This is a genomic window from Pseudomonas sp. LBUM1657 (assembly GCF_059716075.1).
In genome coordinates this window covers 4,441,549-4,456,877 of sequence record NZ_CP166799.1, presented here as the reverse complement: position 1 = coordinate 4,456,877, position 15,329 = coordinate 4,441,549, and the positions used below count along the sequence as shown (strand labels likewise).

Here is a 15,329-nt window from a genome sequence, read left to right as displayed (position 1 = left end):
TTTCAGTGGTTGGCCACCGGTTTGGAAGATTTCTGCACCTGGTCCCAGACCCGCAGGAAATTACCGCCCCAGAGCTTGGCGATATCGGCCTCGCCGTAGCCGCGACTGATCAGCTCGGCCGTCACGTTGCGTCCCTCGCTGACGTCTTTCCAGCCATCGAGACCACCGCCATCGTTGAAGTCGGAACTGATACCAACGTGGTCGATGCCGATTTTCTTCACCGCATAATCGATGGCGTCGCCGTAGTCCTTGAGCGTGGCCTTGGGTTCTTCGTCGATAATCGCGTAGAGCTGGCTGGCGTATTCGCCGAAACGCTGCTCGGACCAGACGGTGATCACCGGGTCGCCCGGCATCAGCGCCATCTCCAGACCTTGCAATGGTTGCAGGTCGAAGCGGGCGCGCAGGGCGTTGAGTTTGTCCTGGGTGGCCTGGCTCAGCGGGCGGATGTAGGTCGGGAAGCCAACAATCTGCACCACGCCGCCACTGTTCTTGATCAGCTGCATTTCCTGGTCACTGAGGTTGCGCGGGATATCCACCAAACCGCGTGGCGCGGAGTGGGACGCAACCATTGGTGTACGGCTCAGCTGGGCGACTTGCTCCAGGGCTTTGGTCGACATCTGCGATACATCGATGATCACGCCGAGGTCGTTGAGGCGGTGCACGGCTTGTTTGCCGATGTCCGACAGGCCACCGAGGGCATCCCGCGAGTCGTTGAAAAACGGCAGCGGTCGGGACGAGTCGGCCCAGGCGTTGTTGCCCACATAACTGAAGCCGAACATGCGCATGCCGCGGGCGGCCCATTTGTCCAGGGCGTTCAGGTCGTTGCCCAGCGGATAGGCGTTGAGCATGCTCATGAAAATCGCGAACTTGCCTTCGCCGTGCAGGCGTCGGAAATCGTCGGGGGTGTAGGCGATGGCGACCTGATTGGGGAAGTCGCGAACCATCGTGCTGATGATTTTGTAGCGGGTTTCCTGCTCGAACCGTGCCTCGTCGACGAACCCGGCGGTGGGGCGGTGAGGGGCGTTGTCGCCGTTCCAGATTTCCGGCCAGCCGAAAATTGTCAGGGCTGCACCGGACAGGCGTCCGCGTCCGGTCTTGACCAGGTCGAATTGCCCGGTGCCGTCCTTGTCGACTTCATTGCCGGCGGTGCCGAAATCCATCGGCACGGTGATGTGGCTGTCGAACGAGAGGATGCGCTCGTGGAGTTCATCGGCCTGTTTCATCACCTTGACCGGGTAACCGGGATTGTCCTTGAACCAGTAATCCCAGGCGGCAAAGCCTGCACCAGCGCTGATCGCCAGGGCCAGCGGCAGGCCGATGTAAAGAGCCTTTTTCGAACGTGGTTTTGTCATTGCCATCTCAGTCAGTTCGCCGTCGAGGTGCAGGCGCAGAGGCCTTTGCTATCTGGGAAGAACGAGTGGCTGGCCAGAAAATTTAGGTGAATCTGATGGCCTCTTCGCGAGCAAGCCCGCTCCCACATTTGATCTGTGTACGCCTCGGTCCAATGTAGGAGCGGGCTTGCTCGCGAAGCTTTTAAATTTATGGGGGCAACAAACGTTCTAGCTTGGATAAAGCCTGCTTCATGGCTGACACAGGTAGGGCAATGACGATTTCTCGACGATGGTTCATGGCAGGCCTGGCGCTGACTGGCGCCGCCGTGCCTGCGGCTTTTTATGGGCATCGCGAATGGACGAAACCGGATCCGACGATCACCCCCGGCGAAGCTTCGTTCGATGTCGCGGATGTTGCCGGCCAGCATTTGGCGAACACCTTGCGCGGTGTCTGGCAGATTCGTTTCGAAGGGCGTGATGCGGGCATCGAAGGCCTGCCACGGGACGGGTTGGAAGTGTTCCTCGACGTCGGTCATAAAGGTCGCGGCCTGAGCGGGTTCCTCGACACGGCCGAGCGTTTGCGTTCGACCGAGGCACCTCGTTACCGGGTGCTCGGCGACCTGGCCGGCGTCAAACCGGCGCAGTTGAGCTGGCGACTGCTTAGCGTCAACGGCACAACCGATTACGAATTCAGCATGGGGCTGGATGAAGTCTGGGCCAGTTTCGGCAACGCTGGCAGCGGCAGCCTCAGTGGCCGGGTGTTGAACCTGGATCGTCCGTTGATGTTGACGGCGCAGGACAATCGTTTTATCGCGGTCAAACGCGTATTCCCTGAAGCCCGCGAACGCACCGGTCTTAACCCGCCGCTGCTGGCCTGGTTGGTGTCCCCCGAGCATCGTTTGTTTCACCAGCTCTGGCATGCGTCCCGGGATAAATGGCACACGCTGTCTGAAGACCAACGCGGCGCCCTGCGTGGCATCGGCTGGCAGCCTGGCCCGCGGGACAAGGAACGCGATGCCCGTGGCAAGCGCAAGGATCGCAATGGTTCGGGCGTGGACTTTTTCTTCATGCACCGGCACATGCTGGGCACGGCGCGCTCGATGCAGGACTTGCCGTCGTGGCCGCATTTCCCGTTGCCTCAGCCGGAACTGGCCCGTGATCGCGTCGGCTTCGCCAACTATTTCGACAACCACGACGGCACCGCGCTGCCGCCGACCTGGCTGGCCGACGACGATGCCGAGTATTCGCAATGGGTCAGCGACATCAAGACCGCCGAGACCTACCACAGCAATTTCCAGGTCTGGGAATCGCAGTACCGCGACCCGCGTTATCTGTCGAAACTGACCTTGGGGCAGTTCGGTTCAGAGGTTGAACTGGGCCTGCACGACTGGCTGCACATGCGCTGGGCCTCGGTGCCCCGCGATCCGTCCAATGGCCAGCCGGTGCCGTTCGCCCGGGATCCGGCGGACTTTTCCGCGCGTTGGTATGCGCCGGAAAACGACTTCCTCGGCGACCCGTTTTCCTCCCATGTGAACCCGGTGTTCTGGCACTTCCACGGCTGGATCGACGATCGCCTGGAAGACTGGTTCCGCGCGCACGAGCGTTTTCATCCGGGGGAGGTCAGTCGGCTGGAAGTCAACGGCGTGGCGTGGTTTGCCCCTGGCCGCTGGGTCGAGATCGACGATCCGTGGCTTGGCCCGAGCACTCATGGGTGCAGCACCACGCCGGGGCTGCAGACCGGCAAATCGGTGGAAATGGACCCCGAGACCATGAAACTGGCGCTGCGGATTACCTTTGGCGATGACGAGAAAAAACTGGCTGACTTGTTCCGCAAAGTGCCGCAGCGGCCTTGGTATGCGCGGAATCTGAAGGCCAAGCCGGTTACCAGTTAAACGGTCGACCGAGTTATCGTTCTTCGCGAGCAAGCCCGCTCCCACATTAGTCCTGCGAACACAGGTCCACTGTGGGAGAGGGCTTGCTCGCGAAGGCGGTCTATCAATCACCACCATTACAAAGCCAGCCACCCCCCGCCAAGCGCCTTGTACAACGCAATACTCGCCTTTTCAGCGCCAGGCAACACCCTCAATACATCGACGCAGCCGAAAGGCCAATAAACATCCAGTACCTGAAAACATTACAAATCCACTGAGGGGCACTTCTGTGATTTGTAACTGCATTTTGGGAAGCGTCTGACATCAATTCGTTTGCGTTCTTGTTAGCGTGGCTCTAAATCCGAATGCGCAATTTGCTCAAGCAGCATTGAATAAGGACATTACTCAATGACAACGTTGAGATCGCAGGCGATGTCGCTGTTTAAAAGCCCTGCCTGGGGTTGTTGCCTCGCATTAACGGCAGGCTGTGCCACTAGCCAGCCGAATACGTTCACCTTCACCGCTGATTTACCGCCCGATTTTGCATACGTCGCAGCGGTTTACTACGTCCCCGCCGAAGGTGAAACCTGCACCGTTAAAACAAAGGACAACTTGGCGCCTGTTTTCAATTACGAATGGCGAAAAGAATACAAACCCGATTCTGAAATAGAGATTCGCATAACGCGCAAAAGCTGCCCGTTGGTGGTTAGGCGCATCAAGCTGGAGATCAAGTCCGCTTATGGCAAGGACTGGGCGGACATCAGTCGGGATAGCGCCCTGGTTACCATTCGCAATGAACTGAAGGAGCAGAACAAAGGCACTTTCAGTGAAACAGGTGAAAGCATCTTTTACGGTCAGTGCCAGTGGCTGTTTCGTACTGCAGGCAAGCCACGCATCCTCAGAAAAATCCTCGACTGCAAAGCAACTGATGAACAGGGTGAGCCTAAACGCGGCCGTCCATTTTCGGCGTACACCCTCGACCAGCTGCCGGGCAAGACAGTGAAGATGAAGATCAAATTGGCGGCGGAGGAAAAGCCCGGTTGGGGAGACACATGGGTCAAGGTGCCCGGTGGTTGGAAGCGGTGTATGGGTAAAGGTTTTGAGGATCAAGACGCTTTTTGCTTCGGTAACCACACCGATTTCAGCACCTTCCAAATGGTGGATGGGCGCATCTGCACAATTTACCCCGGCTGTACGGAATAAGGACATTAATCAAATGCCAATTTTTTCTTCGCACCAGAAGTTATTACTGAAATTTTCAGCCTTGAGTTGCTGCATCGCATTGATCACAGGCTGTGCAAAGAATCAGCCGGATACGTTCACGTTCACCGCCGACTTACCGCCCGATTTTGCTTATCAGGCCATCGCCATATATGTGCCTGCCAAGGGCGAAACCTGCACCGTGCCAGGGGAAAGAGATACGGAAGTTGGGTACAACATGAAATGGCGTGAAAGTTACATGCCGGCTTCTGAAATCGCTATGTACAGGACAGTCAGTGGCTGCCCGTTGGTTATCTGGAAAATTGATCTGGAAATCAATTCCTCCTACGGCAAAGCACGAGGCGATTTCGGTGGGGATTTTGCCACAGTAGTCATACGCGATGAGGTGGAAGACAAGTACAAAAGCTCTTTCGACGAAACGGGGGAAAGTGCTTTTTACGGTCAATGTCAGTGGCTGTTTCGCACCTCAGGCAAGCCTCGCGTCCTCAGAAAAATCCTTGACTGCAAAGCGGCTGATGCACAGGGCACGTTGGACCGGGGACATCCGTTTTCCGCTTACACCCTCGACCAGCTGCCGGGCAAGACAGTGAAGATGAAGATCAAATTGGCGGCGGAGGAAAAGCCCGGTTGGGGAGACACATGGGTCAAGGTGCCCGGTGGTTGGAAGCGGTGTATGGGTAAAGGTTTTGAGGATCAAGACGCTTTTTGCTTCGGTAACCACACCGATTTCAGCACCTTCCAAATGGTGGATGGGCGCATCTGCACAATTTACCCCGGCTGTACGGAATAAGGACATTAATCAAATGCCAATTTTTTCTTCGCACCAGAAGTTATTACTGAAATTTTCAACCTTGAGTTGCTGCATCGCATTGATCACAGGATGTGCAAAGAATCAGCAGGACTCATTCACCTTCACCGCCGACTTACCGCCCGATTTTGCTTATCAGGCTATCGCCGTATATGTGCCCGCCAAGGGCGAAATCTGCACCGTGCCCGGGGAAAGAGACACGGAAGTTGGGTACAACATGAAATGGCGTGAAAGTTACATGCCGGCTTCTGAAATCGCTATGTACAGGACAGTCAGTGGCTGCCCGTTGGTTATCTGGAAAATTGATCTGGAAATCAATTCCTCCTACGGCAAAGCACGAGGCGATTTCGGTGGGGATTTTGCCACAGTAGTCATACGCGATGAGGTGGAAGACAAGTACAAAAGCTCTTTCGACGAAACGGGGGAAAGTGCTTTTTACGGTCAATGTCAGTGGCTGTTTCGCACCTCCGGCAAGCCTCGCGTCCTCAGAAAAATCCTTGACTGCAAAGCGGCTGATGCACAGGGCACGTTGGACCGGGGACATCCGTTTTCCGCTTACACCCTCGATCAGCTTCCGGGCAAAACCGTGAAGATGAAGATCAAATTGGCCGATGAGGAGAGGCCCGGTTGGGGAGACACATGGGTCGAAGTGCCCGGTGGCTGGAAGCGCTGCATGGGCAAAGGTTTTGATGATCAACGTGCTTATTGCAACGGCAATTACACAGATTTCAGCACCTTCAAGATGGTGGATGGCCGCATCTGCACCATTTACCCCGGATGCACTGAATAAGGAGATTTGGACATGACGTCATTGGAACAAGAATTGGCATCACCGTTGAGCAGCACCGTGCTGACGTGCCCCATACAAGGCAAATGGACCAGCTTCCAACTGGTCGACGAACTAGGTTCTGGCGAACCTTACGCGGGACTGGCCTATACAGCGATTGACTCGGAAGGCCAGAAATATAATGGGTACTTGGATCTCACGGGAACAGGTAAGGTAAGTAACCACTTTGCTGGACCCATTGCCCTAATCGTTGACCAGCAATACCAAGGAGCTGATCCTCCTTACAAAGATCTAATAACAAGGCCGCACTACCCGCTCGAAATTACGGAATTACAAGTACGCGCGGAGCAAACCCGCTATTTGAACAAAAACTCAACCCGCACAAAAAACAACCCCGCCCAAGCGTGTGCCGACGAATTCCTCCAAGTGGAAGTGCGCCATTTGGTTAAACATACTTCTCACCTGCCGCCTGAGGTCTATCGACATTACCCGCATAGGCAGGGCAGAGCGAAAATCATGGGTGAACATGGCAAGCAGGGTGTTGCACTGATGCCGCTTAAACACACGGTTCTGGAAGTGCGGCCTTTGCGAGCGTTGCGACCAATGCTGTCGACTGCTCCCGAATTTTGTGCCCTGAACCTCTATCAACTCGCATTGATGGCTACCTTGAGCTACTGCCCCTTTGGCATGAAACCTGAAAAGCTCCCCATTGAAAAAGCCCCTGTAAATTTCCCGCTGCAACCGAGCGTAGGAAACTGGTTCGGAGATGCGTTGGCCAAATCCGATGAACTGTGGCGTGTCGATGCGGGGCAGACCAAAGCTTTCTACCCTCTGTATGAGGATGTGCCGTACTCCAAGCGTCTGGAAATCGTGCCATTCGATCCAGACCTTTATGCGGTTAACAAACCTGATCTGAAAGATGATCAGGAAAATCCTGCGAAAATTCACTTTCTCGATGACAGAAAGCGTGAAGCGAAAGCGACTGATACCCAATCGTTCGTTACACACAACGACGAACTGATCCTGGTTGCCGTGCGTGGAACATCCGAACTTATGGCAGATGGCCTACGCGATGCAGATGCACTCCAAGTGCCGTTTGAAGACGCCGACAGCAAAGTACATCGTGGCTTCTACGAGTCTGCGCAAAAAGCTTACGACTTCGTCGTGAAATACCTGGATAAATTCTACTCCGGGCAAAAACTTCTGATCTGCGGCCACAGCCTCGGTGGCGCAGTGGCGTTGTTGCTCTCGGAAATGCTGCGTCGCCGAACGGAAAGCTACGACATTCAGCTCTACACCTACGGCGCCCCCCGCGCCGGTGACGCCAACTTCGCCAAAGGCGCAGCGCCGCTGGTGCATTACCGTATGGTCAACCACAACGACCCGGTGCCGAGCGTGCCCGGCAGCTGGATGAACACCAAGGCCGAAGTGTATGGCGCTGGAGCGGCGCTGATCTTCGTCAACGTACCTGCCGGATTGTCTGTGTTTTTCGCGGGCATCACCAACTGGACGGGCGAGCCCTACGAACACCACGGCACTTTGCGGCATGCCATGCCGGTGGAATTTGGTCGCAAGGAAAAGTCCTCGATCCTGTGGGAGCCGGGTTGCGACACCATTACCCAACATGCCGCTTGCACCGTGGCAATCCAGCAAAAAAACGGACTACCGGATCGGCCGTCGCTGCTGTCTCAAATTTTCAACGCCGGCAACCACTCGATGGTGGGCGGGTACATTCCAGCGTGCTGGGCAGCGCTGAGGCGTTGGCAAGAAGCGCAGGCGTCGAAACGCTCACTGGTCACCGAGCGGGAATTCGAACGGGTAGAAGCTGCACTGGCAAGCGTCACTCAGCAGTTGCGTAATAAACGGCGTGATTTGCTGGCCAGGCCTGATGCCTATAGACGCGCCCATGAAAAGGTTGTCGATGCCCTCAATCATGAGATCGACAACGTACAAACAACACGGGCTCGGCTGGCGACGCTTCGGTACCTGAGGGTCAGCGAAAAAGATGTTTACGGAACGCTTTCAGCGCAACCGGAACAACTGGCAGACAACCTGCCGCGCTGGCAGGCACATCCGGAAAACCAAGCCGCCGAACAGTTGGCCATGGCACCGGAGAGCGCGAATAGTGACGCGCTATTGTCCTCGATCTACGGGCACACCATTGGGGCGCCGCATACCCTCGATATTGATTCGATTGTTTGAATAAACCGGGCCTCTTCATACTCAGAAACATCGCTTTCGCGAGCAAGCCCGCTCCCACATTAGATCTCCAGTGAACACATTATTTGTGAACACCCGAGATCAAAATGTGGGAGCGGGCTTGCTCGCGAAGGCGGCCTGACAGGCACCGCAAATTACAAAGCCTGCCACCCTCCACCCAGCGCCTTGTACAACGCAATACTCGCCTGCAACCGCGACAACCGCAGCTGCACATTCAAATCCTGCGCCGCATACAGCGTGCGCTGGGTTTCCAGCACCGTCAGCAAATCCTCCGCCCCGGCCTGATAGCGGTTTTGCGCGAGGTTGAAAGCGGTCTGCGCCTGGTTCAGTTCTTCGCCTTGCCACTGGCGCTGTTCGTCCAGTCCACGAATGCTGTTCAGCGCTTTTTCCACGTCGGCGAAACCATTGATGATCGCCCCGCGATACGTCTCCAGCAGTTCCTCGTGACGGGCCGTCGCCTTGTCGCGCTCGGCGCTCAAGCGACCGTTGTTGAAGACTGGCGCGAGCAAACCGGCGGTGAGGTTGTAGAAAGGGTTGCGCAGGATGTCGCCGGCGCGGTCTGCACCGGAGCCAATCTCGGCGGTCAGGGTCACGGCGGGCAGCATGGCGGCGCGGGCGACGGTGACGTCGGCCTGGGCGGCGGCCAGTTGCGCTTCCGCGCGAGCGATGTCCGGTCGACGGCTGAGCAATTGGCTGGGCACCCCGGCCGCGATGGTGGGCCATGACAACTGATCAAAGCGCTCCTGACCGAGGGACAGTTCCTGAACCGGACGACCAAGGAGCGCGGCGAGGCTGATCAACGACTCCTGGGCCTGTTGCTGCACCAGCGGCAATTGCCGTTGTTGCGCCGCGACCAGGCTCTTCTGCTGCGCCAGTTCCAGGGCGGTGGCCGATCCGGAGTCGAAGCGCGTCTGCACCAGTCTCAAGACGTCCTGCGCGTTGGCCAGGTTCAGCTCGGCAATGCGACGTTGCTCTTGCAGCGACAAGCTTTGCGCGTAGCTGTTGGCGACGCCGCTGAGCAGCGTCAGCTCCACGGTCGCCTGATCGAACTCGCTGGCCTGCAGGCCAAACTGCGCACTGTCGCGGGACGCACGTTGGCCGCCCCAGAAGTCGATTTCGTAAGTGGCGGTGAGGTTGGCGTTGAAGTAATCGACGGCCTTGTTATCGCCGTCGGCATCGAGCTGGCTGTAGCCGTTGCCGCGCAGCAGTTTCTGGCGATTGGCGTTCAGGCCGGCCTTGACCTCTGGTAGCCGCGTACCGCCGGCGATTACCGTGTCGGCCTGTGCCTGGCGCACCCGGGCGATGGCGGCGGCCAGGTCGTAACTGCCGACCCGGGCCTGTTCGATCAGGCGATCAAGCTGCGGGCTGCCGAATTGTGTCCACCATTGCAGGTTGCTGCGCGTGGCGCTTTCAGTGTGTGGCGATTGCCAGGAGGAGGGCGGCTGGATGCCGCTGTCCGGGCGCTGGGCAGGACTGCCACAGGCGCCGAGCAGCAGGCAAAGGGTCAACAGGCTGAGTTGCGGCTTCATGGATAGATCATTCACTGGTAAGGGCCGTGACCGGGTCGAGCCGGGCAGCTTTGCGGGCCGGCATGAAGCCGAAGACAACACCGGTGACCAGGGCGCAGCCGAAGGCGCCGAGCACCGCTATCAGGGAGAACGCCACGGCGACTTCGCTGAGAATCAGCACGCCACCGACCACCATCGCCAAGGCGATCCCGGCGAGTCCGCCGACCACCGACAGCATCACCGCTTCGGTAAGGAACTGGCGCAGGATGTCCCGTTGGCGGGCGCCGGTGGCCATGCGGATACCGATCTCGCGGGTCCGTTCGCGCACGGTCATGAGCATGATGTTCATCACACCGATACCGCCCACCAACAACGAAATCGCGGCAATCGAGCCGAGCATCAGCGACAGGGTATTTTGCGTGCGCGCTTCGGCCTGGATCATCGCCGCGTTGTTGGTCAGTTCGAAATCCTTTTTGCCGTTGTGCAGGCGCAGCATCAATTGCTCGATGGCTATTTCCGCCTCTTTGACCTTGCGCGCATCGGCCGCGGCGATGGCCACGTATTCCGGATTGTGGGTGCCGAACAGCCGCACACTGGCTGCTGAATAGGGGATGGCGATGCGATCGTCGCTGTCGGAGTCGCCGGAGCTGGCGCCTTTTTCGGCGAGCACGCCGACCACCTGGAACGGCACGTTTTCAATCAGGATGTATTGGCCGATCGGGTTGGCGACGTCCTTGAGCAACTTGGTCCGCACCTTGTGACCGATCACCGCGACCGCTGCCGCATTCTGTTCATCGGCCTGGGTGAAATAGCTGCCTTCCACCACCGGCCAGTTGAAGATCGCCGGGAAGTTGGTGTCGTTGCCGCCGACGTAGCTCAAGTGGTCGAGGTTACGGAAACGCACCCCGGCTTCCTGGCCATTGACCGGCATGATCCGTTTCACTTGCGGCAGGCTGGCCACCGCCGCGACGTCATCCAGGGTGATGATGCCCAGGGGCGTTCGCGGGTTCGGTGCCGAACCGCTGAGGTAAATGATGTTGGAACCGAACGCGCCCATCTGCGCCATCACCTGACGCTTGCTGCCTTCACCGACGGCCAGCATCACCACCACCGACGCGACGCCGATGACGATCCCGAGCAAGGTCAGTGCGGTGCGAAAGCGGTTGATCCACATCACCCGCCAGGCCGCTTGCACGGCATCGACCAGCTCGCCTTTCCAGGCGCCGGTGGCTTCGGCGCCTTCGGTCAGGCGCTTGCGCAGGTCCACCGCTTGCAGTGCGCCGGGATTGGCGGAGGTTTGTACGTCGGGGTTGTCTTGCGCGCTGTCGCTGATGATCAGCCCGTCGCGAATTTCGATAATGCGTTTGGCCCGGGCCGCCACTTCGCGGTCGTGGGTGATGAGGATGACCACGTGGCCCTGGCTTGCCAGTTCGTCGAGCAGGGTCATGACCTCGGCGCCACTGTGGCTGTCGAGGGCGCCGGTGGGTTCGTCGGCGAGGATGATATGGCCGCCGTTCATCAAGGCGCGGGCGATGGACACCCGTTGTTGCTGGCCACCGGAGAGCTGATGCGGACGGTTGCCGGTGCGCGAGGCCAGCCCGAGCCGGTCGAGCAGGGCGGCGGCGCGGGCGTGACGTTCAGCCGCCGGGGTGCCGGCGTAGATGGCCGGCATCTCGACGTTTTCCTGGGCGGAGCCGGACGGGATCAAGTGGTAACCCTGGAACACGAAACCAAAGGCTTCGCGGCGTAGCCAGGCCAGTTCGTCGCTGTCGAGGGCGGCGACGTTTTCCCCGGCAAAGCGGTACTCGCCCGAGGTAGGACGGTCGAGGCAGCCGAGGATGTTCATCAGCGTCGACTTGCCGGAGCCGGACGCGCCGACAATCGCCACGAACTCCCCGGCGTGAATCGACAGGTCGATGCCGCGCAACACGTGCACTTCAGGGGTGTCGCCACCGCCGTAGGATTTGCGGATGTCCTGCAGGTCGATCAGGGGCGTCAGCATTCAGCCGCCACTCCCGTCGGCAGGGCCGATCAGCAGGTGATCGCCTTCCTGCAAGCCCTCGAGGATCTGCACCCGCAAGCGATCGCTGATGCCGGTGCGCACGTCGCGTTGCTCAATGCTGCCGTTCTTGGCGACCACTTGCGCGGTCTGGCTATCCGCTTGTGTCCCTGCTTGCAGGGCCGCAATCGGCGCTGTGAGAACGTTTTTCGCCTGATCGGCGACGAAGAAAACTTGCGTGGTCATTTCCGCCATCAGCGCGTTGTCGGCGTTGTCGACGTCCAGCAACACGGTGTACAGCACCACCCGCTCGCTGCCGCTTTTGCTTGAGCTGGCGGGGCTGCCGCCGCCCTGGCTGGTCTGGTCCAGCGGCTTGGGCGGCACCGGCAGGATTTGTCGCACGGTGCTGGTCCAACGCCGGTTGCCACCGCTGAGAGTGGTGAACCAGGCCGTCATGCCGGGTTTGACGTGACCGATGTCGGCTTCCGACACCTCGGCCCAGACCGTCATCGGCGACAACTTGGCGATGCGCAAGATCAACGGCGTTTGCTGTTGGGCGTTGAGGGTCTGGCCTTCACGGGCATCGAGCGCGACGACGGTTCCGCTCATTGGCGCATAAATTCGCGTGTAACCGAGTTCCGCCTGATCGCTGCGCAAGCTGGCCTGGGCTTGGCGGATCTGCGCCTGGAACATGTCGATGCGGGCCTGGGTGGCGCGCAGTTCGGCCTCGGCGGTCTGCACGTCCTCTTCGCGGGTGGCGCCACCGGCCTTGAGGTTCTGCTGGCGCTGGTGCTTCTGTCGGGCGAGATCGTGCTGCGCCCGTTGCTCCTGGAGCTGCGCCTTGAGGTTTTCGATGGAGAAACGCCCGGCGTCGAGTTTGGCCTGTTGGGTGGAAGGATCGATCTCCACCAGCAACTGGCCTTCTTTCACCACGTCACCGACTTCCACGTGGATCTTCTGGATCTGCCCGGACGCCTGCGCGCCGACGTCGACATAACGCCGAGGCTGCAGGGTGCCCAGGGCCGTGACGCTGCTCTCAATGTCGGCGCGGGTGACCTGAACGGTGGCGAACTGATCGCGACCGGGCGGGAGGATTTGCCAGGCAGCGACGGCGATAACGGGGATCAGACAAAGTGCTACAAGCAGTGCGCGTCGGGTCTGTCGGGGACGTTTCATGCAGGGTTCCGGCCAATGAATATCGGCCCGTCGTCCAGCCTGCGCACAAAATTCGGCAACAGTTGAACGCTGTCGGGAAGCCGACAGAGACGGGGAGCTGTCCTTTATACGAGAAAAGCAGCGGGGAATTTAGCCGCGGACACATAGCGTTACACGTGTAGTTCAAGACTATTTGTCGGGCAAGGCAAAGCAGTACTTTAAATCTATATGAGAATTACTATAAATTACGCACCTCGAACTGCCACTATCGTGCCACTGCCCATTTCGGCGGTCGTCGATCTGGCTCAAGGATAGAAACCGCACCCGTGCGGCCGGGAGTCATGTTGGAAAACTACTATCGCGAGCTGGTGTGTTTCCTGAACGCCAAGCTGGGCAACCGTCAGGTGGCCGAAGATGTGGTGCATGACGCTTATTTGCGGGTACTGGAGCGCTCCAGCGACACGCCGATCGAGCAGCCCCGGGCGTTTTTGTATCGCACCGCGCTCAATCTGGTAATCGACGACCATCGGCGCAATGCCCTGCGTCAGGTCGAGTCGCTGGACGTGCTGGACAACGAAGAGCGCTACTTCACCCCGTCTCCCCATCATTGTCTCGATCACGGCCAGCGCCTGGAGATGCTCCAGCGTGCCTTGGCGGAATTGCCCAGGCTGTGCCGCGAGAGTTTCCTGCTGCGCAAGATCGATGGCCTGTCCCACCCGGAAATCGCCGCGCACCTGGGTATTTCCCGGGCCCTGGTGGAAAAACACATCGTCAATGCGATGAAGCATTGTCGGGTGCGGATGCTGCAATGGGACGCCCATTGATCTCTGGCGGTTAAATTTTTTTTCATTGTCCTCGTTCCTACTCAACAGACGATCTGCTGTCCTGCTCAAGGCCGGCCAGGTCACTTAGGCTTCCTCCCCGTAGTTGAGGGGTTCATCCAGAGGACACTGGAAATGACACAGGCAATTGCATCGCCCATCGTTCACGACCTGATCGGCGTCGGTTTCGGCCCTTCGAACCTGGCGCTGGCCATCGCTCTGCAAGAGCGCGGGCCGAGCCAGGGCGAGCTGGATGTTCTGTTTCTCGACAAGCAGGCCGACTACCGCTGGCACGGCAACACTTTGGTGACCCAGAGCGAGTTGCAGATTTCCTTCCTCAAGGACCTGGTGACCCTGCGCAACCCGACCAGCCCTTACTCGTTCGTGAATTACCTCAAGCACCACGGCCGACTGGTGGACTTCATCAACCTCGGCACTTTCTATCCGTGCCGCATGGAGTACAACGACTACCTGCGCTGGGTCGCCGGGCAATTCGAAGCCCAGAGCCGCTACGGCGAAGAAGTGCTGACCATCGAGCCGGTGCTGCACAACCAGCAGGTCGAAGCGCTGCGGGTGATTTCTCGCGATACACAAGGCCAGCAGCACGTTCGCACCACCCGTTCGGTGGTGGTCAGCGCTGGCGGTACGCCGCGCATTCCCGAAGCGTTCAAGGCGCTGAAGGGTGACAGTCGCGTGTTCCATCATTCCCAGTATCTGGCGCAAATGGCCAAGCAGCCGTGCGTGAACAACCAACCAATGAGCATCGCGATCATCGGCGGCGGGCAGAGCGCGGCGGAAGCCTTCATCGACTTGAATGACAGCTTCCCGTCGGTGCAGGTGGACATGATCCTGCGCGGCTCGGCGCTGAAGCCGGCGGACGACAGCCCTTTCGTCAACGAAGTGTTCTCGCCGGAGTTCACCGACCTGGTGTTCCAGCAGGCGAGCGGCGAGCGCGAGCGTCTGGTCAACGAGTACCACAACACCAACTATTCGGTGGTGGACATCGACCTGATCGAGCGCATCTACGGCATTTTCTACCGTCAGAAAGTCTCGGGCATCGCGCGTCATACGTTCCGCACCCTGACCACTATCGAAAAAGCCACCGCCACCGAGCGCGGCATCGAACTGGCGGTGCGCAACAACGCCACCGGTGAAGTCACGGTTCGTCTTTACGACGCCGTCGTTCTGGCCACCGGTTATGAGCGCCAGATGCACCGCAAACTGCTGGCGCCGCTGGAGCAGTACCTGGGTGATTTCGAGGTTGATCGCAACTACAAACTGATCACCGACGAACGCTGCAAGGCCGGCATTTATATGCAGGGTTTCTGCCAGGCCAGCCACGGGTTGAGCGACACGTTGCTGTCGATCCTGCCGATCCGTGCCGATGAGATTGCCGGTTCGTTGTATGACCATGGCAAGGCGCGTGGGCATGGCCGTTCGGTGATGGATTTGTTGTTGGCCACTGCCAGCTAATATCTTCGGCGTCTGTCAGGCCGCCATCGCGGGCAAGCCCGCTCCCACAGGGATCTGATGTGGACACAGACTTTGTGAACACCACCGGATACTGTGGGAGCGGGCTTGCCCGCGATGACGGCCTCAAAGACACCA

General features: G+C 58.9%; 11 protein-coding genes. 7 read left to right on the top strand and 4 right to left on the bottom strand.

The window, feature by feature from the left end:
• Positions 1 to 2: 2 nt before the first annotated feature.
• Complete coding sequence (pvdM, locus tag ACA055_RS20620) at positions 3 to 1,352, bottom strand: pyoverdine-tailoring dipeptidase-like protein PvdM (RefSeq protein ID WP_497680324.1); 1,350 nt, start codon at positions 1,350 to 1,352, stop codon at positions 3 to 5.
• A gap of 251 nt (positions 1,353 to 1,603) precedes the next feature.
• Between pvdM and pvdP the strand changes: the two genes are divergently transcribed.
• From pvdP to ACA055_RS20595, 5 genes are all read left to right on the top strand, one after another.
• A complete protein-coding gene (gene pvdP, locus ACA055_RS20615; RefSeq protein ID WP_497680323.1) occupies positions 1,604 to 3,223 on the top strand; it encodes a pyoverdine maturation tyrosinase PvdP in 1,620 nt (539 codons plus the stop codon).
• A 387-nt stretch (positions 3,224 to 3,610) separates the two neighbouring features.
• Positions 3,611 to 4,405 carry a hypothetical protein gene (locus tag ACA055_RS20610; RefSeq protein WP_497680322.1) on the top strand — a complete coding sequence of 265 codons (795 nt, stop codon included), beginning with the start codon at positions 3,611 to 3,613 and terminating at the stop codon, positions 4,403 to 4,405.
• 13 nt (positions 4,406 to 4,418) lie between these two features.
• Complete coding sequence (locus tag ACA055_RS20605; RefSeq protein ID WP_497680321.1) at positions 4,419 to 5,213, top strand: hypothetical protein; 795 nt, start codon at positions 4,419 to 4,421, stop codon at positions 5,211 to 5,213.
• Positions 5,214 to 5,226: 13 nt separating this feature from the next.
• Complete coding sequence (locus tag ACA055_RS20600) at positions 5,227 to 6,021, top strand: hypothetical protein (protein ID WP_497680320.1); 795 nt, start codon at positions 5,227 to 5,229, stop codon at positions 6,019 to 6,021.
• A 12-nt stretch (positions 6,022 to 6,033) separates the two neighbouring features.
• Positions 6,034 to 8,220, top strand: a complete 2,187-nt coding sequence (locus ACA055_RS20595; RefSeq protein ID WP_497680319.1) for a lipase family protein — start codon at positions 6,034 to 6,036, stop codon at positions 8,218 to 8,220.
• Between the two features lie 152 nt (positions 8,221 to 8,372).
• Here the strand turns inward: ACA055_RS20595 and ACA055_RS20590 are convergent, their stop codons facing one another.
• Genes ACA055_RS20590 through ACA055_RS20580 form a run of 3 tightly spaced genes read right to left on the bottom strand, consistent with a single transcriptional unit; the run spans position 8,373 to position 12,921 of the window.
• Entirely contained in the window at positions 8,373 to 9,767 is a 1,395-nt protein-coding gene (locus ACA055_RS20590; RefSeq protein ID WP_497680318.1) for an efflux transporter outer membrane subunit, read from the bottom strand.
• 7 nt (positions 9,768 to 9,774) lie between these two features.
• Positions 9,775 to 11,748: a MacB family efflux pump subunit gene (locus tag ACA055_RS20585; protein ID WP_497680317.1), complete on the bottom strand. Its 1,974-nt coding sequence runs from the start codon at positions 11,746 to 11,748 to the stop codon at positions 9,775 to 9,777.
• Positions 11,749 to 12,921, bottom strand: a complete 1,173-nt coding sequence (locus ACA055_RS20580) for an efflux RND transporter periplasmic adaptor subunit (RefSeq protein ID WP_497680316.1) — start codon at positions 12,919 to 12,921, stop codon at positions 11,749 to 11,751.
• 320 nt (positions 12,922 to 13,241) lie between these two features.
• Between ACA055_RS20580 and ACA055_RS20575 the strand changes: the two genes are divergently transcribed.
• Positions 13,242 to 13,724: a sigma-70 family RNA polymerase sigma factor gene (locus ACA055_RS20575; protein WP_497680315.1), complete on the top strand. Its 483-nt coding sequence runs from the start codon at positions 13,242 to 13,244 to the stop codon at positions 13,722 to 13,724.
• Positions 13,725 to 13,856: 132 nt separating this feature from the next.
• Complete coding sequence (locus tag ACA055_RS20570) at positions 13,857 to 15,194, top strand: lysine N(6)-hydroxylase/L-ornithine N(5)-oxygenase family protein (RefSeq protein ID WP_497680314.1); 1,338 nt, start codon at positions 13,857 to 13,859, stop codon at positions 15,192 to 15,194.
• The last annotated feature ends 135 nt before the right edge of the window (positions 15,195 to 15,329 follow it).